The 16,095-nt window shown below is 63.5% G+C and carries 18 protein-coding genes; 14 read left to right on the forward strand and 4 right to left on the reverse strand.

Features of this window, described 5'->3' with window-relative positions; genetic code table 11:
* Nucleotides 1-132: 132 nt before the first annotated feature.
* From mdcA to madM, 9 genes are all read left to right on the forward strand, one after another.
* Complete coding sequence (gene mdcA / locus C8K66_RS11720; RefSeq protein ID WP_046381767.1) at nt 133-1,803, forward strand: malonate decarboxylase subunit alpha; 1,671 nt, start codon at nt 133-135, stop codon at nt 1,801-1,803.
* Nucleotides 1,804-2,652 (forward strand): triphosphoribosyl-dephospho-CoA synthase, encoded by an 849-nt coding sequence (locus tag C8K66_RS11725; protein WP_108524879.1) that lies wholly within the window; start codon nt 1,804-1,806, stop codon nt 2,650-2,652.
* A complete protein-coding gene (locus tag C8K66_RS11730; protein ID WP_046381769.1) occupies nt 2,652-2,951 on the forward strand; it encodes a malonate decarboxylase subunit delta in 300 nt (99 codons plus the stop codon). Before C8K66_RS11725 ends, C8K66_RS11730 begins: the two co-directional genes overlap by 1 nt.
* On the forward strand, nt 2,944-3,786 hold the full coding sequence (locus C8K66_RS11735) for a biotin-independent malonate decarboxylase subunit beta (protein ID WP_108524881.1): 843 nt from the start codon (nt 2,944-2,946) through the stop codon (nt 3,784-3,786). Before C8K66_RS11730 ends, C8K66_RS11735 begins: the two co-directional genes overlap by 8 nt.
* A complete protein-coding gene (gene mdcE, locus C8K66_RS11740; protein ID WP_046381771.1) occupies nt 3,783-4,553 on the forward strand; it encodes a biotin-independent malonate decarboxylase subunit gamma in 771 nt (256 codons plus the stop codon). Before C8K66_RS11735 ends, mdcE begins: the two co-directional genes overlap by 4 nt.
* Nucleotides 4,547-5,143, forward strand: coding sequence for a malonate decarboxylase holo-ACP synthase (locus C8K66_RS11745; protein WP_046381772.1), 597 nt, complete (start codon nt 4,547-4,549; stop codon nt 5,141-5,143). The genes mdcE and C8K66_RS11745 overlap by 7 nt, the downstream gene beginning before the upstream one ends.
* Nucleotides 5,140-6,039 (forward strand): malonate decarboxylase subunit epsilon, encoded by a 900-nt coding sequence (gene mdcH / locus C8K66_RS11750; protein ID WP_108524883.1) that lies wholly within the window; start codon nt 5,140-5,142, stop codon nt 6,037-6,039. Before C8K66_RS11745 ends, mdcH begins: the two co-directional genes overlap by 4 nt.
* Before the next feature lie 66 nt (nt 6,040-6,105).
* Nucleotides 6,106-6,519 (forward strand): malonate transporter subunit MadL, encoded by a 414-nt coding sequence (gene madL / locus C8K66_RS11755; RefSeq protein ID WP_017844982.1) that lies wholly within the window; start codon nt 6,106-6,108, stop codon nt 6,517-6,519.
* A 1-nt stretch (nt 6,520) separates the two neighbouring features.
* Nucleotides 6,521-7,285 (forward strand): malonate transporter subunit MadM, encoded by a 765-nt coding sequence (madM, locus tag C8K66_RS11760; protein ID WP_017844981.1) that lies wholly within the window; start codon nt 6,521-6,523, stop codon nt 7,283-7,285.
* 106 nt (nt 7,286-7,391) lie between these two features.
* Here madM and C8K66_RS11765 read toward each other — a convergent pair whose 3' ends face one another.
* Nucleotides 7,392-8,312: a LysR substrate-binding domain-containing protein gene (locus tag C8K66_RS11765; protein WP_017844980.1), complete on the reverse strand. Its 921-nt coding sequence runs from the start codon at nt 8,310-8,312 to the stop codon at nt 7,392-7,394.
* A gap of 144 nt (nt 8,313-8,456) precedes the next feature.
* Between C8K66_RS11765 and C8K66_RS11770 the strand changes: the two genes are divergently transcribed.
* On the forward strand, nt 8,457-9,074 hold the full coding sequence (locus C8K66_RS11770; RefSeq protein ID WP_017844979.1) for a hemolysin III family protein: 618 nt from the start codon (nt 8,457-8,459) through the stop codon (nt 9,072-9,074).
* Between the two features lie 141 nt (nt 9,075-9,215).
* On the opposite strand, the gene C8K66_RS11775 is transcribed toward C8K66_RS11770, so the two are convergent.
* Nucleotides 9,216-10,118, reverse strand: coding sequence for a LysR family transcriptional regulator (locus C8K66_RS11775; protein ID WP_046381774.1), 903 nt, complete (start codon nt 10,116-10,118; stop codon nt 9,216-9,218).
* A gap of 107 nt (nt 10,119-10,225) precedes the next feature.
* Here C8K66_RS11775 and C8K66_RS11780 point away from each other — a divergent pair, with 107 nt between their 5' ends.
* Nucleotides 10,226-11,467, forward strand: coding sequence for a D-amino acid dehydrogenase (locus tag C8K66_RS11780; protein WP_108524885.1), 1,242 nt, complete (start codon nt 10,226-10,228; stop codon nt 11,465-11,467).
* 27 nt (nt 11,468-11,494) lie between these two features.
* The gene (locus tag C8K66_RS11785) at nt 11,495-12,397 is read left to right on the forward strand and encodes a transporter substrate-binding domain-containing protein (protein ID WP_046381776.1); all 903 of its coding nucleotides are present in this window, start codon (nt 11,495-11,497) and stop codon (nt 12,395-12,397) included.
* An 18-nt stretch (nt 12,398-12,415) separates the two neighbouring features.
* Here C8K66_RS11785 and C8K66_RS11790 read toward each other — a convergent pair whose 3' ends face one another.
* Both C8K66_RS11790 and C8K66_RS11795 read right to left on the reverse strand, forming a co-directional pair.
* Nucleotides 12,416-13,135: a 16S rRNA (uracil(1498)-N(3))-methyltransferase gene (locus C8K66_RS11790; protein WP_017844975.1), complete on the reverse strand. Its 720-nt coding sequence runs from the start codon at nt 13,133-13,135 to the stop codon at nt 12,416-12,418.
* Nucleotides 13,136-13,174: 39 nt separating this feature from the next.
* Nucleotides 13,175-14,581: an adenosylmethionine--8-amino-7-oxononanoate transaminase gene (locus C8K66_RS11795; protein ID WP_046381777.1), complete on the reverse strand. Its 1,407-nt coding sequence runs from the start codon at nt 14,579-14,581 to the stop codon at nt 13,175-13,177.
* Nucleotides 14,582-14,853: 272 nt separating this feature from the next.
* Here C8K66_RS11795 and C8K66_RS11800 point away from each other — a divergent pair, with 272 nt between their 5' ends.
* Together C8K66_RS11800 and C8K66_RS11805 are read left to right on the forward strand one after the other, a co-directional pair.
* Nucleotides 14,854-15,405: a cytochrome b gene (locus tag C8K66_RS11800; RefSeq protein ID WP_017844973.1), complete on the forward strand. Its 552-nt coding sequence runs from the start codon at nt 14,854-14,856 to the stop codon at nt 15,403-15,405.
* Nucleotides 15,406-15,437: 32 nt separating this feature from the next.
* Nucleotides 15,438-16,034 carry a YceI family protein gene (locus tag C8K66_RS11805; RefSeq protein WP_017844972.1) on the forward strand — a complete coding sequence of 199 codons (597 nt, stop codon included), beginning with the start codon at nt 15,438-15,440 and terminating at the stop codon, nt 16,032-16,034.
* The last annotated feature ends 61 nt before the right edge of the window (nt 16,035-16,095 follow it).

A 16,095-nucleotide genomic window follows, 5' to 3' on the forward strand; every position in this document is an offset into this window, starting at 1 on the left:
CCCATTAGGCTTAACCCCGTGTCTGTCGCTGATTCATTACTCCAGCCGTAACGATCCGCCGCCCAGCTTGATTGATGCCCCTCTGAATCACTCCTAAGGTACAGCCCGCGACAGCAAACCCGTGGAGCGACCATGACAACAATAATTACCCCCGACTCGCGCTGGACGCGGCGGCGCGACGAGAAGCAGCGGCGGCTCGGGCTGGTCAAGCAGTATGCGGATGGGGCCGTGCTGCCCAGCGACAAAATCGTCGAGGCCCTCGAAGCCCTGATCCTCCCCGGCGACCGCGTGGTGCTGGAGGGCAATAACCAGAAGCAGGCGGATTTCCTCTCGCGCTCCCTGGCCAAGGCTGACCCGGCCAAGCTCCACGATTTGCACATGATCATGCCCAGTGTCGGCCGGTCCGAGCACCTGGACCTGTTTGAAAAGGGCATCGCGCGCAAGCTCGACTTCTCTTTCGCCGGCACCCAATCCCTGCGTATCAGCCAGTTGCTGGAAGATGGCCTGCTGGAAATCGGCGCGATCCACACCTACATCGAACTCTACGCCCGGCTGGTGGTGGACCTGATCCCCAATGTGGTGCTCTCGGCCGGTTTCATGGCCGACCGCGCCGGTAATATCTACACCGGCGCGAGTACCGAAGACACCCCGGCGCTGATCGAGCCGGCAGCGTTCAGCGATGGCATTGTCATCGTGCAGGTCAATCAGTTGGTGGATGACGTCACCGACTTGCCCCGCGTCGACATCCCGGCCAGTTGGGTCGACTTCGTGGTGGTGGCCGACAAGCCGTTCTACATCGAACCGCTGTTCACCCGTGACCCGCGCCACATCAAGCCGGTGCATGTGCTGATGGCGATGATGGCGATCCGCGGCATCTACGAAAAACACAACGTGCAGTCGCTCAACCACGGCATCGGCTTCAATACCGCCGCCATCGAATTGATCCTGCCCACCTACGGCGAATCCCTGGGCCTGAAGGGCAAGATCTGCCGCAACTGGACCCTCAACCCGCACCCCACGCTGATCCCCGCCATTGAAAGCGGCTGGGTCGAAAGCGTGCATTGCTTCGGCACTGAACTGGGCATGGAACACTACATCGCCGCCCGCCCGGATGTGTTTTTCACCGGCCGCGACGGTTCCATGCGCTCCAACCGCATGTTCTGCCAACTGGCCGGCCAATACGCGGTGGACCTGTTTATCGGCGCCACCCTGCAAGTCGACGGCGACGGGCATTCCTCCACGGTCACTCGCGGGCGCCTCGCCGGTTTCGGCGGCGCACCGAACATGGGCCACGACCCGCGTGGCCGCCGCCATGGCACCCCGGCCTGGCTCGACATGCGTCACGAGGATGCTCCCGAAGCACTCTTGGAGCGCGGCAAAAAGCTCGTGGTGCAAATGGTCGAGACGTTCCAGGAAGGCGGCAAACCGACCTTCGTCAACACCCTCGACGCGGTGGAGGTGGCGCGCAAAAGCGGCATGCCCCTGGCACCGATCATGATCTACGGTGACGACGTCACCCACTTGCTCACCGAAGAAGGCATCGCCTACCTGTACAAGGCGCGCTCCCTGGAAGAGCGCCAGGCGATGATCGCCGCCGTCGCCGGGGTGACCGCCATCGGCATGCGCCATAACCCCAAGGACACCGCGCGCATGCGCCGTGAGGGCCTGATCGCCTGGCCCGAAGACCTCGGCATCCGCCGCACCGACGCCACCCGTGAGTTGTTGGCCGCCAAGAGCGTGGCCGACTTGGTGGAGTGGTCCGGCGGTTTGTACAACCCTCCCGCCAAGTTCAGGAGCTGGTAAATGCGCGCCCTCAAACTGCACCCACTCAGCGTTGCCGAACGCCTGGCGGACCTGGCCGTCGACGCCCTGATCGACGAAGCCGACCTGTCGCCCAAACCGGCCCTGGTGGACCGTCGTGGCAACGGCGCCCACCGCGATTTGCACCTGGGCCTGATGCATGACTCGGCGCTGTCGCTGTGGCCGATGTTCCTGGCAATGGCCGAAGCCGCCCGCGACATCGGTGAAGTCGGCTTGCCCCTGCGCGAAGCCCTCGGCCGCATCGGTCGTGAGGGTGAACAGGCGATGCTCGTCACCACCCTCGGCGTGAACACCCATCGCGGTGCGATCTGGGCCCTCGGCTTACTCACTGCGGCAGCGGCACTGGAACCCCAATCCCTTCACCCGAATGCCGTAACCCTGACAGCGGCAAAACTGGCCCTACTCGATGATCGCCATGCCCCGCAACCCATGAGCCACGGCGCGCAGGTGGCGCAACGCTACGGCGCACGCGGTGCCCGTGAGGAAGCCCAACTGGGTTTCCCCTCGGTGCTGCAACGCGGCCTGCCGCAACTGCACAAAAGCCGCCAGCAACAGGCCGGTGAACAGAACGCGCGCCTGGATGCGTTGCTCGCGATCATGACCGCCCTGGCCGACACCTGCGTGCTCTACCGCGCCGGCACTGCGGGCCTGCACGCCATGCAACACGGCGCCCAAGCGGTGCTCGACGCAGGCGGCAGCGCGACCCTGGCCGGTCGCCGCCATTTGCACGAACTCGACCAACAGCTGTTAGCCCTGAATGCCTCCCCCGGCGGCGCCGCCGACCTGTTGGCCGCCTGCCTGTTTATCGACCGCCTCGATGGAGCGTTTTGATGGAAACCTTATCCTTTGAATTTCCCGCCGGGCAGCCGCCCAAAGGTCGCGCGCTGGTGGGGTGTGTCGGTTCGGGCGACCTCGAAGTGCTGCTGGAACCGGGCACGCCCGGCATCCTGAGCATTCAGGTACAGACCTCGGTGAATGGCGCCGAACAGCGCTGGCAGCACCTGTTCGAGCGGATCTTCCAGGAGCACACGCCGCCCGCGTTGAACATTGATATCCACGACTTCGGTGCCACGCCCGGCGTGGTGCGCCTGCGCCTGGAACAGGGCTTCGAGGAGATCGGCCATGACTGACTTGCTCAGCAAACACAGCTTCGTCGAACTGGGCGCACGGCAACGGGCCAGGGCCTTGTTGGACGCAGGTTCTTACCGTGAACTGATCGACCCGTTCGAGCGGGTCATGTCGCCCTGGCTCAGCCGTCAGGGCGTGGTGCCCCAGGCCGACGACGGTGTGGTGATCGCCAAAGGCAATATCGCCGGCAAGCCGGTGGTGATCGCCGCGATCGAAGGCAACTTCCAGGGCGGCAGCCTCGGTGAGGTCGGCGGCGCAAAAATCGCCGGCGCCCTTGAACTGGCGGCCGAAGACAACCGCAACGGCATCCCGACCCGCGCCGTGCTGCTGCTGGAAACCGGTGGCGTGCGCCTGCAGGAAGCCAACCTGGGCCTGGCGGCGATTGCCGATATCCACGCCGCGATTGTCGATCTGCGCCAGTATCAGCCGGTGATCGGCGTGGTGGCGGGCAGCGTCGGTTGCTTTGGCGGGATGTCCATCGCCGCCGGGCTGTGCAGCTATCTGCTGGTGACCCGCGAAGCGCGCCTGGGCTTGAACGGTCCGCAGGTGATCGAGCAGGAAGCCGGCCTGGATGAATACGATTCCCGCGACCGGCCCTTTATCTGGAGCCTGACCGGTGGCGAACAACGCTTCAACAGCGGCTTGGCCGACCGTTACGTGGCGGACGATGTCGCGCAGATTCAGCAGACCGTCAGCGCGCTATTGCAGCTCGGCTTGCCCGCTCAACAACGCAGTCGCCGCGCCGACTTCTATCTGGCGCGCCTGGCTGAACTGGACGCCGAACCGCAAATCGACCCGGCGACGGTTCGCGATCTGTATCAGGGAGAACGCTCATGAGAGGCTTGCAGTGGTTCAACGCGTTGAGTGCCGGCGCCCAACCCGTGGAAGGGTTGCCGGACTCGCTGAAAGTCGCCGATGGCGTATTGGGTGAACACAAGGTGCGCTTTATCGCCGTGGTCCCTGACGCGCAAAACCGCTTCCCCCGCGCACGCAATGGCGAAGTCGGCCTGCTCGAAGGCTGGGGGTTGGCCAAAGCCGTGGATGAAGCCATTGCGACCGGCGACCAGCGCCCGTTGATCGCCATCGTCGATGTGCCGAGCCAGGCCTATGGCCGTCGCGAAGAAGCCCTCGGCATCCATCAAGCCCTGGCCGCCGCGGTCGACAGCTACGCTCGGGCCCGTCTGGCCGGGCACCCGGTGATCGGGTTGTTGGTGGGCAAGGCCATGTCCGGCGCGTTCCTCGCCCACGGTTACCAGGCCAACCGCCTGATCGCCCTGCGCGACCCCGGCGTGATGGTTCACGCCATGGGCAAGGCCTCGGCGGCGCGGGTGACCCTGCGCAGCGTCGAAGAGCTCGAAGCCCTGGCCGCCAGTGTGCCGCCGATGGCCTATGACATCGACAGTTATGCCAGCCTCGGTTTGCTCTGGGAGACCTTGTCGGTCAGCCAGATTGAACAGCCGACGAAGGACGATGTGGCGCGGGTCAGCGATTGCCTGGTCAGTGCGATCAAGGATGTCGATGGCCGTGATTTGAGCGGTCGCCTGGGTGCGCCCCATCGCGCCGCCTCCAGCCATGTGCGCCAACTGCTGCGGGCGCAATGGTGAACGCCCACGACCTGCTCTGGGGCATGACCCCGGCGCATGTGCCTGCCGATGCGCCGGCCTGGGTGCTGGAGGCGCTCGGTGCCGGGCAGCCGGTGGTGGTCCGCCGCGCCATTGCGCAACCGGGCCAGGTGGCGGTCGGCGTGCGCGGGCGTTTGCGCGAGCAGCGTTTCGCCGCCCAGATGCCGCTGGCGCTGGTGCGGCGGCGCGTGACGCCGCAAGCCCTGCGCGAGGTGACATCGCCACGGGATTTGCCGGCATTGCGGGCGCTGGCTCAACTGCGGCCGCTGCTGGCGCAGAAGGATTGGGGCGTCAGCGGCAGTGCGGGTTTTGAATTGGCCACGGGCATCGAAGCGCTGCATGACGCCAGCGATCTGGATTTGATCCTGCACACCCCCGAGCCGCTGGAGCGACGCGACGCCGAGGACTTGCTGGCGATCCTGGACACGGCGGTCTGCGCCGTGGACCTGCAACTGCAAACCCCGTTTGGCGCCGTCGCCTTGCGCGAATGGGCCGGCTCGTCACGTCGCGTATTACTCAAAACCGCCAGCGGCGCGCACCTGGTCATCGATCCCTGGCAGGCGCTGGTATGAGCAGCCTGCTGGTGTTTCCGGGGCAGGGTGCGCAACGCCCTGGCATGCTTCGGCATTTGCCCGCGTCGGTGCTGGACGAAGCCAGCGAGGCCTTGGCTGAAGACGTTCGCCAACTCGACTCTGCGCGAGCCTTGGCCAGTACCCGCGCTGTGCAGTTGTGCCTGTTGATTGCGGGTGTGGCCCATGCGCGCCTGTTGGCGCGCACGCCGGACTATGTGGCGGGTTTGTCCATCGGCGCTTACCCAGCGGCGGTGATTGCCGGTGCCCTGGACTTTGCCGACGCCGTCCGGCTGGTCAGCCTGCGTGGCGAACTGATGCAGCAGGCTTATCCACAGGGCTACGGCATGACCGCCCTGATCGGCCCGGATTTATCCACTGTCGAAACCCTGCTGGCCGACATCCATAGTCCAGAAACCCCGGTGTACCTGGCCAATATCAACGCCGACAACCAGACGGTGATCGCCGGCAGCGATGAAGCGATGCAGCGTGTCGCCCAGCGCGTCAAAGGCAACGGCATCGCCAAGCGCCTGGCCGTCAGCGTGCCGTCCCATTGCGCGCTGCTGGAGCGCCCGGCCCAGGTGCTGGCTGAAGCGTTCGTCACGCTCAAGGCTCCGCGCATCAGCTACTTGAGCAGCACCCGGGCGCGGCCGATCCGCGACCCTGCGCAATTGCGCGACGACCTGGCCTTCAACATGTGCCGCGTCGTCGACTGGCGCGGCACCGTGCAAAGCGCCTATGAGCGCGGCGTGCGCCTGCAGATCGAACTGCCCCCCGGCGCCGTTCTCACCGGCTTGTCACGCCGCGTGTTCGAACACGGCACGGTGATCGCCTGCGAAGGTGCGCGCCTGGACACCTTGCAGGCCCTGCTGGAAGAGGAGGAGCGCCGCCACCGATAAAGCACCACCCAAGGCTTTCGAAGCACAACAACAAAAAATCGATCGAGCACTTTGAGGACAACAACAATGATTATTTACGGTGTGGCATTGCTGGCGATCTGCACGCTCGCGGGCGTGATCATGGGCGACATGCTTGGCGTGTTGCTCGGCGTCAAATCCAACGTGGGCGGGGTGGGCATCGCGATGATCCTGCTGATCTGCGCACGGCTGTGGATGCACAAACGCGGCGGCATGACCAAGGATTGCGAAATGGGCGTCGGCTTCTGGGGCGCGATGTACATCCCCGTGGTGGTGGCGATGGCCGCACAGCAAAACGTGGTCACCGCTCTGCACGGCGGCCCGGTCGCGGTACTCGCGGCGATTGGTTCGGTGGTGGTGTGTGGTTGCACCATCGCGTTGATCAGCCGCACGCACAAGGGCGAACCGCTGCCCGATGAAGAACCGCTGATCACACCGACACCTGTCGTAGGAGGCCGCTGATATGTGGGCTCTCATTGAAAAGGGTTTGGAGCATAACGGCCTGGTCACTGCCTTTGCGTTCGTGGGCGTGGTGATGTGGATTTCCGTGGTGCTGTCCAAGCGTCTGACGTTCGGGCGCGTTCACGGCTCGGCGATTGCCATCGTGATCGGCCTGGTGCTGGCCTGGGTCGGCGGCACCATGACCGGCGGGCAAAAAGGCCTGGCGGATATATCGCTGTTCTCCGGCATCGGCCTGATGGGCGGCGCAATGCTGCGCGACTTCGCCATCGTCGCCACGGCGTTTGAAGTGCAAGCCACCGAAGCGCGCAAGGCCGGGATGATCGGTGTGATTGCGCTGCTGCTGGGCACGATCCTGCCGTTTATCGTCGGTGCAAGCATGGCCTGGGTGTTCGGTTATCGCGATGCGATCAGCATGACCACCATCGGCGCCGGCGCCGTGACCTACATCGTCGGCCCGGTGACCGGTGCGGCGATCGGCGCGACCTCGGATGTGATGGCGCTGTCGATTGCCACTGGCTTGATCAAGGCGATTCTGGTGATGGTCGGCACGCCGGTCGCGGCGCGTTGGATGGGCCTGGATAACCCGCGTTCGGCGATGGTGTTCGGTGGGCTGGCCGGTACGGTGAGTGGCGTGACGGCGGGGCTGGCGGCGACAGATCGGCGCCTGGTGCCGTATGGCGCGCTGACCGCGACGTTCCACACCGGGCTTGGCTGTTTGCTCGGGCCTTCGTTGCTGTACTTCATTGTGCGAGGGTTGGTGGGCTGACTTTGGGGTGTTGCGGTGATTGGGCTGGCGCTATCGGGGGCAAGCCCCCTCCCACATTTGGAGTGCGTTTCAATGTGGGAGGGGGCTTGCCCCCGATGACGGTCTGTCAGGCTGTCACCTGCCGATTGGCATACATCCGACATTCGGCCAACAACGCCAGCAAATTCGGATCACGCTCCTTGGCCTTCAAGAACACCACCCCGATATGCTGCTGCAACCGATACCGGGGTTGCAGCGGTATCAGCTTCACGCGGTTCTCATACACCGCCGCAATCCTTCCCGGCAGCAGCGCATAACCGACCCCCGAACTGACCATGCTCAGCAGGGTGAAGATGTCATTGACCTGCATCGCCACCTTCGGCTCGAACCCCGCTTGCTTGAACACACGGTTGCCGTCCTGGTGGGTGGCGAAGCCTTGGGTGAGGGTGATGAACGTGGCGTCGCGCACGTCGGCCAGGTCGATCTGCTGGTCGCGGTCGAAGGGCGAGTCGGCGGGCGTGGCGAGGAAGATGTCGTCGGAGAACAACGCGATCTGTTCGCAATCGGGGTCGTTGGCGCGTTCGTCGAGGGAGATCAGGATCGCGTCGACTTCCATGTTCTTGAGCTTATACAGCAGGTCGAAGTTGGAGCCGAGGATCAGGTCGATGTTGAGTTCGCTGCGGCGCAGTTTCAGGCCCATGATCAGCTGCGGCACGGTTTTCACCGTCAGCGAATACAGCGAGCCGAGCTTGAAGCGTTCGGCGGAGAAGCCGGCGGCTTCGCGGGTCAGGCGGATGCTGTCGACTGCGTCCTGCACCAGCTTTTGTGCGCGCTCTTCGAGCACGTAGGCGCTTTCCAGCGGGGTGAGGTTGCGGCCTTCATGCTTGAACAGCGGGCAGCGCAGGGCGTTTTCCAGGGAGTGGATGGCGCGGTGTACGCTGACGTTGCTGGTTTGCAGCTCGGCAGCGGCGCGGGCCAGGTTGCCGGTACGCATGAAGGCCAGGAAGATTTCCAGCTTTTTGAGGGTGAACTCTTCGTCGATCAACATGGCCGTGGCTCTTGTTCGAATGCTGCCGATTGTGCGCGCAAAACCGTGCGGCGTCGCCGGAACGTCATAAGGCCCTTGCACTCTGATGCGCAAGGCGGGACGCTTGCCAGCCAGCGGTCAACGGTTACGGGAGGTCAGTGACAGATGTACCACGGGGAACGATTCAACGCCTGGAGCCATTTGCTCGGTGCAGTCGCGGCGTGTGTGGGCGCGGTGTGGATGTTGGTGGTGGCGAGCCTGGACGGCAGCCCCTGGAAGATTGTCAGCGTGGCGATTTATGGGTTTACGTTGATGGTGCTGTACAGCGCGTCGACGGTGTATCACAGCGTGCAGGGGCGGCGAAAAGCGATCATGCAGAAGGTCGATCACTTTTCGATCTACCTGTTGATCGCCGGCAGTTACACGCCGTTTTGCCTGGTCAGTTTAAGAGGGCCGTGGGGCTGGACGTTGTTCGGGATCGTGTGGGGGCTGGCGGTGATCGGCATTCTGCAGGAGATCAAACCGCGTTCCGAAGCACGGGTTCTGTCGATCGTGATCTATGCGGTGATGGGCTGGATCGTGCTGGTGGCGGTCAAGCCGCTGATTGCCGCGCTGGGCACGGCGGGGTTTATCTGGCTGGCGGCGGGCGGGGTGTTGTACACCGTCGGCATCATCTTTTTTGCCCTGGAGGATCGCCTGCGGCATTCCCATGGGATCTGGCATCTGTTTGTGATCGGAGGCAGTTTGCTGCATTTCGTGGCGATCATGCATTACGTGCTCTAACGCACGACGCGGTCTAAAAAATGTGGGAGGGGGCTTGCCCCCGATGGCGGTGTGTCAGTTGGCAAATATGCTGGCTGAACCACCGCCATCGGGGGCAAGCCCCCTCCCACATTGGTTCTTCAGTGGGGTTGAGGGCGCTGACTACAGGCGTTCGAGCAGCTCCCGGGCACGTTCACCGAAGATCTGCAGCAGGTTGGCCAACATGTGCGGCGGCGGTTCGTCGGCGCGGGTCAGGGCGTACAGGGTGATCGGCAGCGGCGGTGTGAGCGTGCGGATGCAGGTGGTCGTCGTCGACGCGCCGAGGGCGGTGAAGGGGTCGATGACGGTCAGGCCGGCGCCGGATTCCACCATCGCGCGAGCCAGGGAGTAGGTCTGCACCGAGAGGCTCACCCGTGGTGGCGGGTCGACTTTCTCCAGGTAACTGTCGAGCTTTGCCGCCAACGGGTCGGCGCTGGACAGGCCAATCAACGGCGCTCCCGCCAGCTCCGCCAAGGGCAGCGGCTGGTGGGTTTGCGCGTCGCTCCAATAACCCTTGGACGCCAGCGCGACCAAGGCTCCGTTGGCCAGCACTTGGGTGGTGAGCCCCGGGTGGCCGGCGAAGTTGAGGGTCAGCGCCAGGTCGATTTCGCGCATCAACAGCTTCTGCACCAACTCGCGGCTATGGTCGCTGGACAGTTCGCAGGCGATGTCCGGGTAAGCGCGTTTCCATTGCAGAATCGCCGGTGGCAGCAACGACAGCGCCAGCGCCGGGATCGCACCGATCCGCACACTCTGCGCCGGCGACCGGCGCAGACTCTTGGCCAGGCGCCTTACGCCTTGCAGGCTTTCGCTGACTTTCTCGACTTCGCGTTCCAACGCCAGGGCTTCCGGCGTGGGCTGCAATTTGCCGCGCACGCGCAGAAACAGCGGGAAGCCCAGTTGCAACTCGGCGTGCTGCAACACTTTGCTCACCGCCGGCTGCGAGACGTGCAGCAATTGCGCGGCGGCGCTGATGGAGCCGGTTTGGCGGATGGCCTGGAAGATTTCGATATGACGCAAGCGCATGGCGAGTCCATAACCTTTGCTTATAGGTGACCCATCTTTATTCATTGTCGCGGGCCTGTCACCTGCCCCTACGCTTGAGCCGTCTTATTCAACGGCGAGGAGCGGGGATGGCCAGGCAGGTTTGTATCATCGGGGGTGGGGTCATCGGCCTGGCAAGCGCCTACGCGCTGGTGCGCGCCGGGCATGACGTGACGCTGATCGACGCGCGCGACACCCTGGGCCGCGAAACCAGTTTCGCCAACGGTGGGCAGTTGTCGTATCGCTACGTTGCGCCGCTGGCCGATGCCGGCGTGCCGCTGCAAGCGCTTGGCTGGCTGCTGCGCGGTGATTCGCCATTGAAGCTGCGCCCGCGCCTCGACCCGCAGCAATGGCGCTGGATGGCGGCGTTCCTCGGCGCCTGCCGTGGCTCGGTGAACCGGCGCAATGCCGCCCACCTGCTGCGCCTGGCGAGCCTGAGCCAGGCCACCTTGCAGCAGTGGCGCGAGGATGATCGCCTGGACGGCTTCGACTGGCGGCGCAACGGCAAGCTGGTGACGTTTCGCAACGCCGACACCTTCGAGCATGCGCGCCGCAAGGTCACGGATATCCTGCAACAGCAGGTGCTGTCGGCGGCCGATTGCACCCGCCTGGAGCCGGCGCTGGCGAGCGGTGGTTTTGTCGGTGGGATCTACACGCCGAACGAGGAAGTGGCCGATTGTCACGCCTTCTGCCAACGCCTGGCGGCGCGCCTGCAAGCGTCGGGGCATTGCCGCTTCTTGCTGGGGCGCAAGGTCACCGGGATCCGTCACAGCGCCGGTGCGGTGCAGGCCATTGAGTTGGGTGAGGAGGTAATGCCGGTCGAGCAACTGGTCCTCGCCGCCGGGCATCGCAGCGCTGAGTTGGGGTTGCCGGGGCTGGCGCTGCCGCTGTATCCGCTCAAGGGCTACAGTCTGAGCGTGCCGATTGGCGCGCAGCATCGGGCGCCGAATGTGAGCATCACCGACTACGACCGCAAGATCGTGTACGCCCGGATCGGCGAGCAATTGCGGGTGGCGGCGATGGTCGATATCGTCGGTTTCGACGCCGGCCTCGAGCCCAAGCGGCTCGCGTTGATCAGGCGCCAGGCGGTCGAGACATTCCCCTTGGCCGGCGACTACGCCCAGGCGGTCGAATGGGCCGGCATGCGTCCCGCCACGCCGACCGGGGTGCCGCTGATTGGCGCCAGTGCCTATCGCAACCTGTGGCTGAACCTGGGCCACGGCGCGCTCGGTTTTACCCTGGCCTGCGGCAGCGGCCAACTGCTGGCCGAACTGATCGGCCAGCACATGCCATCAATTGATATGCAGGGCCTGGCACCCCGCGCCGCTTGAATCGTCACACACCAACGGAGAATAACAATGAGAAAAATCCTGTTGACCGGTTGCACCCTGGGGCTTTTGTTCGGCGCGCCGGTTCAGGCGAATGAACCGCCGACAGAGGGCACGTTGAGTAAGATCGCCAGCACCCAGTCCATCACCTTGGGTTATCGCGATGCGTCGGTGCCGTTTTCCTACGTGGGCGACCAGAGCGGCAAGCCCATGGGCTATTCGGTGGACCTGGCCAACAAGATTGTCGAGCGCATCCAGCAGAAAACCGGGGTGGCCAACCTTAGCGTGAAGTACAACCTGGTGACTTCCCAGACCCGTATCCCGCTGGTGCAGAACGGCACCGTCGACCTGGAGTGCGGTTCTACCGGGGTGACCGCGGAGCGGCAGAAGCAGGTGGCGTTTTCCTACGGCTTCATCTACGTGAAGGGGCAACTGCTGACGGCGAAAGACAGCGGCATCCAAGGCTTCGCCGACCTCAAGGGCAAGAACGTGGTGACGACCGCCGGCACCACCAACGAACGCTTTCTCAAAAGTTACAACGCCGAGCACAACGGCAACCTGTCGGTGATCAGCGCCAAGGACCACGGCGAAGCCTTCAAGATGCTCGAGACCGGCCGCGCAGCCGCGTTCTATATGGACGATGCGTTGCTCTACGGCGAGCGCGCCAAGGCCAGGGACCCACATCGCTGGGTGGTGGTGGGCGAGGAGCAGTCGCGGGAGATCTACAGCTGCATGGTGCGCAAGGACGATCCGCAGTTTCTCGCGGTGGTCAACGACACCTTGGGCGATCTGTACCGTACCGGTGAGATCAACGGGATTTACCGGCGCTGGTTTGAACAGCCGATCCCACCGAAGGGCCTGAACCTGGAGTTTCCGATGACCGCCGAGTTGAAGGCGATCTTCGCCACCCCGGTCAGCGACCCGGTGGAATAAACCCGCTCCTCGGGCCGGTCAGAAGTCGCCCCACAGTTGTTGGGCGACGGCCAGCGCGACGACCGGCGCGGTTTCGGTGCGCAACACGCGCGGGCCGAGGCGGGCGGCGTGGAAGCCGGCGTCTTGGGCGGTGTCGACTTCAGGGTCGGTCAAGCCGCCTTCGGGCCCGATCAGGAACGCCAGGCTCGATGGCTTGGCATGGCTGACCATCGGCTCTGCCACCGGGTGCAGCACCAGCTTCAGGTCCGCCTCGGTCTGCTTCAGCCAATCGGCCAGTAGCAGCGGTGGATGAATCACCGGCACCGTCGAGCGCCCGCATTGCTCGCAGGCGCTGATCGCCACCTGGCGCCAGTGCAGCAGGCGTTTGTCGGCGCGTTCGTCCTTGAGGCGCACTTCGCAGCGTTCGCTGAAAATCGGCGTGATGGCGTTGACGCCCAGTTCGGTGGCTTTCTGAATCGCCCAATCCATCCGCTCGCCGCGGGACAGGCCCTGGCCGAGGTGAATGTGCAGCGGCGATTCGGCCTGCCCGGCGAATTGCTCGGTCAGTTGCACGCTGACGTGTTTTTTACCGACCTCCAGCAACGTGCCGCGAAACTCCTGGCCGGAACCGTCGAACAGTTGCACGGCATCGCCTTCGCCCATGCGCAGCACGCGGCTGATGTAGTGCGCCTGGGCTTCAGGCAGTTCGTGATCGCCGAGGCTCAGCGGGGTGTCGGTGAAAAAGCGGGACAGTCTCATGTCTGTTCTCTGGAAAAAATACAAAGCTTGAAGGGCAAATCAACCTGGATCGCGAAAGCCTGGGTGGAAGTCTTTGGGCACGGCAACGCTCACCTTGCTGTTGGTGGCGATATCGATCCCTTCGCTGGCCACTTCCGCCAAAAAGTCGATCTGCTCCGGCGTAATCACATACGGCGGCAGGAAGTACACCACGCTGCCCAACGGCCGCAGCAGCGCGCCGCGCGTCAGGGCGTGCTCGAACACCTTCAGGCCACGGCGCTCCTGCCAGGGGTAGGCGGTCTTGGTGGCTTTGTCCTGGACCATCTCGATGGCCAGCACCATGCCGGTCTGGCGCACTTCCGACACATGGGGGTGGTCCGCCAGGTGCGCGGTGGCCGTGGCCATGCGCTGGGCCAGGGCCTTGTTGTTTTCGATGACGTTGTCTTCTTCGAAAATATCCAGGGTCGCCAGGGCCGCCGCGCACGCCAGCGGGTTGCCGGTGTAGCTGTGGGAATGCAGGAAGGCACGCAGGGTCGGGTAGTCGTCGTAGAAGGCGCTGTAGACATCTTCGGTGGTGACCACCGCCGCCAGCGGCAGGTAGCCGCCGGTGAGGGCCTTGGACAGGCACAGGAAGTCCGGGCGGATGCCGGCCTGTTCACAGGCGAACATGCTGCCGGTGCGGCCGAAGCCCACGGCGATTTCGTCGTGGATCAGGTGTACGCCGTAGCGGTCGCAGGCTTCGCGCAGCAGCTTGAGGTATACCGGGTGGTACATACGCATGCCGCCGGCGCCCTGGATCAGCGGTTCGACGATTACGGCGGCGACTGTGTCGTGGTTGTCCGCCAGGGTCTGTTCCATGGCCAGGAACATGTTGCGCGAGTGTTCTTCCCAGCTCATGCCCTCGGGGCGCAGGTAGCAGTCTGGGCTTGGCACCTTGATGGTGTCGAGCAGCAGCGCTTTGTAGGTTTCGGTGAACAGCGGCACGTCGCCCACCGACATCGCGGCGATGGTTTCGCCGTGGTAGCTGTTGGTCAGGGTGACGAAGCGTTTTTTGTTCGGCAGGCCGCGGTTGAGCCAATAGTGAAAGCTCATCTTCAACGCGACTTCGATGCACGACGAACCGTTATCGGCGTAGAAGCACCGGGTCAGGCCTGCGGGCGTCATCGCCACCAGGCGCTCGGACAGTTCGATCACCGGCTGGTGGCTGAAACCGGCGAGGATCACGTGTTCCAGCTGGTCGACCTGGTCTTTGATGCGTTGGTTGATGCGCGGGTTGGCGTGGCCGAACACGTTGACCCACCAGGAGCTGACGGCATCGAGGTAGCGCTTGCCTTCGAAGTCTTCCAGCCACACGCCTTCACCGCGCTTGATCGGGATCAGCGGCAGTTGCTGGTGGTCTTTCATCTGGGTGCAGGGATGCCACAGCACCGCAAGGTCGCGTTGCATCCACTGGTTGTTCAAGCCCATCGTCTATCTCCTCGAAGCGGTCCTGCGCCCGGCGCAGGTGAAACAATCGCGCAAGCCTATGCAATGGAGGCCCGTGTCACAAGCCATTGTGGGGCAATTCGCAGTAAACACAGGACGGTCTGTCACGTTTCTTAGGAATAGTCTTAATCCCTCGTTAACGTATTGTGCCTAGGCTTATGATCATATTTCTCGATATTTCAAAGCAAAAAATTGCGCTTTAATTCGATAGGTAAATCGTTAGTCTTGAGCACAGTTCTTACGGGATTAAGTACATGCAGCTACGTAACTCACCAGCCCGCTACGGCTGGGTCAGCATGGTATTGCACTGGGGCGTGGCCCTGGTGGTGTTTGGTCTATTCGCCCTGGGCTTGTGGATGGTCGGTCTCGACTACTACAGCGCATGGCGCAAAGACGCGCCGGATCTGCACAAAAGCATAGGCATCACGCTGTTCGCCATCATGCTGGTGCGTATCGTCTGGCGCCTGATCAGCCCGCCGCCACCGGCGCTGGCCAGCTACAGCCGGCTGACGCGGATCGGTGCTGCATTTGGCCATGGGTTCCTTTATGTCGGCTTGTTTGCCGTGATGATCGCCGGTTACCTGATTTCCACCGCGGACGGTGTGGGTATCCCGGTGTTTGGCCTGTTTGAGATTCCTGCCTTGGTTTCCGGCTTGCCGGACCAGGCAGACACCGCAGGCGTGGTGCATCTGTACCTCGCCTGGGTGCTGGTGGTTTTCGCCGGCCTGCACGGCGTGGCCGCGTTGAAACACCACTTTATCGATCGTGATGCGACCCTCACGCGAATGCTGGGGCGCAAAGCCTGATGTTCAACCTCGACTCACAAGGAATAGAAAGCATGTTGAAAAAGACACTCGCTGCTCTGGCAATCGGTTCTGCTCTGCTGTCCGCAGGCCAGGTGATGGCCGCTGACTATGTTGTCGACAAAGAAGGCCAGCACGCCTTCGTCGACTTCAAGATCAGCCACTTGGGCTACAGCTTCATCACCGGTACGTTCAAGGACCTGGACGGCAAGTTCAGCTTCGATGCCGCCAAGCCTGAAGACAGCAAGATTGAGTTCAACGTCCGCACCGCCAGCGTGTTCACCAACCACGCTGAACGTGACAAGCACATCTCCAGCAAAGACTTCCTGGACGTTGGCAAGTTTGCCGATGCCAAGTTCGTCTCCACCAGTGTTAAAACCACCGGTAAGAATGCTGCGGGCCAAGTCACTGCCGACGTGACCGGCGACCTGACCCTGCACGGCGTGACCAAGCCGATCGTCGTCAAGGCCACCTTCCTGGGTGAAGGCAAGGATCCATGGGGCGGCTACCGTGCCGGTTTTGAAGGCACCACCAGCTTCAATCGCCAAGACTTCGGCAAGCAGATGGACCTGGGCCCAGCGTCCAACAATGTTGAGCTGTACGTGACGTTTGAAGGTGTGAAAGCGAAGTAACGCTTCACTTGTTGGAGCGAGGTTGCTCGCGAAAAACGTAGAGACACCGCGTTTTTTCAGG

Origin of the sequence: Pseudomonas sp. GV105 (assembly GCF_003058185.1) — a bacterium.
GTDB classification, from domain to species: Bacteria; Pseudomonadota; Gammaproteobacteria; order Pseudomonadales; family Pseudomonadaceae; genus Aquipseudomonas; species Aquipseudomonas veronii.

What these genes read in the sequence shown, in the direction of transcription:
- madM (WP_017844981.1), top strand. Translation starts at nt 6,521, where the DNA reads ATGTGGGCTCTCATTGAAAAGGGTTTGGAGCATAACGGCCTGGTCACT.
- mdcA (WP_046381767.1), top strand. Translation starts at nt 133, where the DNA reads ATGACAACAATAATTACCCCCGACTCGCGCTGGACGCGGCGGCGCGAC.
- mdcE (WP_046381771.1), top strand. Translation starts at nt 3,783, where the DNA reads ATGAGAGGCTTGCAGTGGTTCAACGCGTTGAGTGCCGGCGCCCAACCC.
- C8K66_RS11730 (WP_046381769.1), top strand. Translation starts at nt 2,652, where the DNA reads ATGGAAACCTTATCCTTTGAATTTCCCGCCGGGCAGCCGCCCAAAGGT.
- C8K66_RS11790 (WP_017844975.1), bottom strand. Translation starts at nt 13,135, where the DNA reads ATGAGACTGTCCCGCTTTTTCACCGACACCCCGCTGAGCCTCGGCGAT.
- C8K66_RS11725 (WP_108524879.1), top strand. Translation starts at nt 1,804, where the DNA reads ATGCGCGCCCTCAAACTGCACCCACTCAGCGTTGCCGAACGCCTGGCG.
- C8K66_RS11735 (WP_108524881.1), top strand. Translation starts at nt 2,944, where the DNA reads ATGACTGACTTGCTCAGCAAACACAGCTTCGTCGAACTGGGCGCACGG.
- C8K66_RS11805 (WP_017844972.1), top strand. Translation starts at nt 15,438, where the DNA reads ATGTTGAAAAAGACACTCGCTGCTCTGGCAATCGGTTCTGCTCTGCTG.
- madL (WP_017844982.1), top strand. Translation starts at nt 6,106, where the DNA reads ATGATTATTTACGGTGTGGCATTGCTGGCGATCTGCACGCTCGCGGGC.
- C8K66_RS11745 (WP_046381772.1), top strand. Translation starts at nt 4,547, where the DNA reads ATGGTGAACGCCCACGACCTGCTCTGGGGCATGACCCCGGCGCATGTG.
- C8K66_RS11795 (WP_046381777.1), bottom strand. Translation starts at nt 14,581, where the DNA reads ATGGGCTTGAACAACCAGTGGATGCAACGCGACCTTGCGGTGCTGTGG.
- C8K66_RS11765 (WP_017844980.1), bottom strand. Translation starts at nt 8,312, where the DNA reads ATGTTGATCGACGAAGAGTTCACCCTCAAAAAGCTGGAAATCTTCCTG.
- C8K66_RS11770 (WP_017844979.1), top strand. Translation starts at nt 8,457, where the DNA reads ATGTACCACGGGGAACGATTCAACGCCTGGAGCCATTTGCTCGGTGCA.
- C8K66_RS11800 (WP_017844973.1), top strand. Translation starts at nt 14,854, where the DNA reads ATGCAGCTACGTAACTCACCAGCCCGCTACGGCTGGGTCAGCATGGTA.
- C8K66_RS11785 (WP_046381776.1), top strand. Translation starts at nt 11,495, where the DNA reads ATGAGAAAAATCCTGTTGACCGGTTGCACCCTGGGGCTTTTGTTCGGC.
- C8K66_RS11780 (WP_108524885.1), top strand. Translation starts at nt 10,226, where the DNA reads ATGGCCAGGCAGGTTTGTATCATCGGGGGTGGGGTCATCGGCCTGGCA.
- C8K66_RS11775 (WP_046381774.1), bottom strand. Translation starts at nt 10,118, where the DNA reads ATGCGCTTGCGTCATATCGAAATCTTCCAGGCCATCCGCCAAACCGGC.
- mdcH (WP_108524883.1), top strand. Translation starts at nt 5,140, where the DNA reads ATGAGCAGCCTGCTGGTGTTTCCGGGGCAGGGTGCGCAACGCCCTGGC.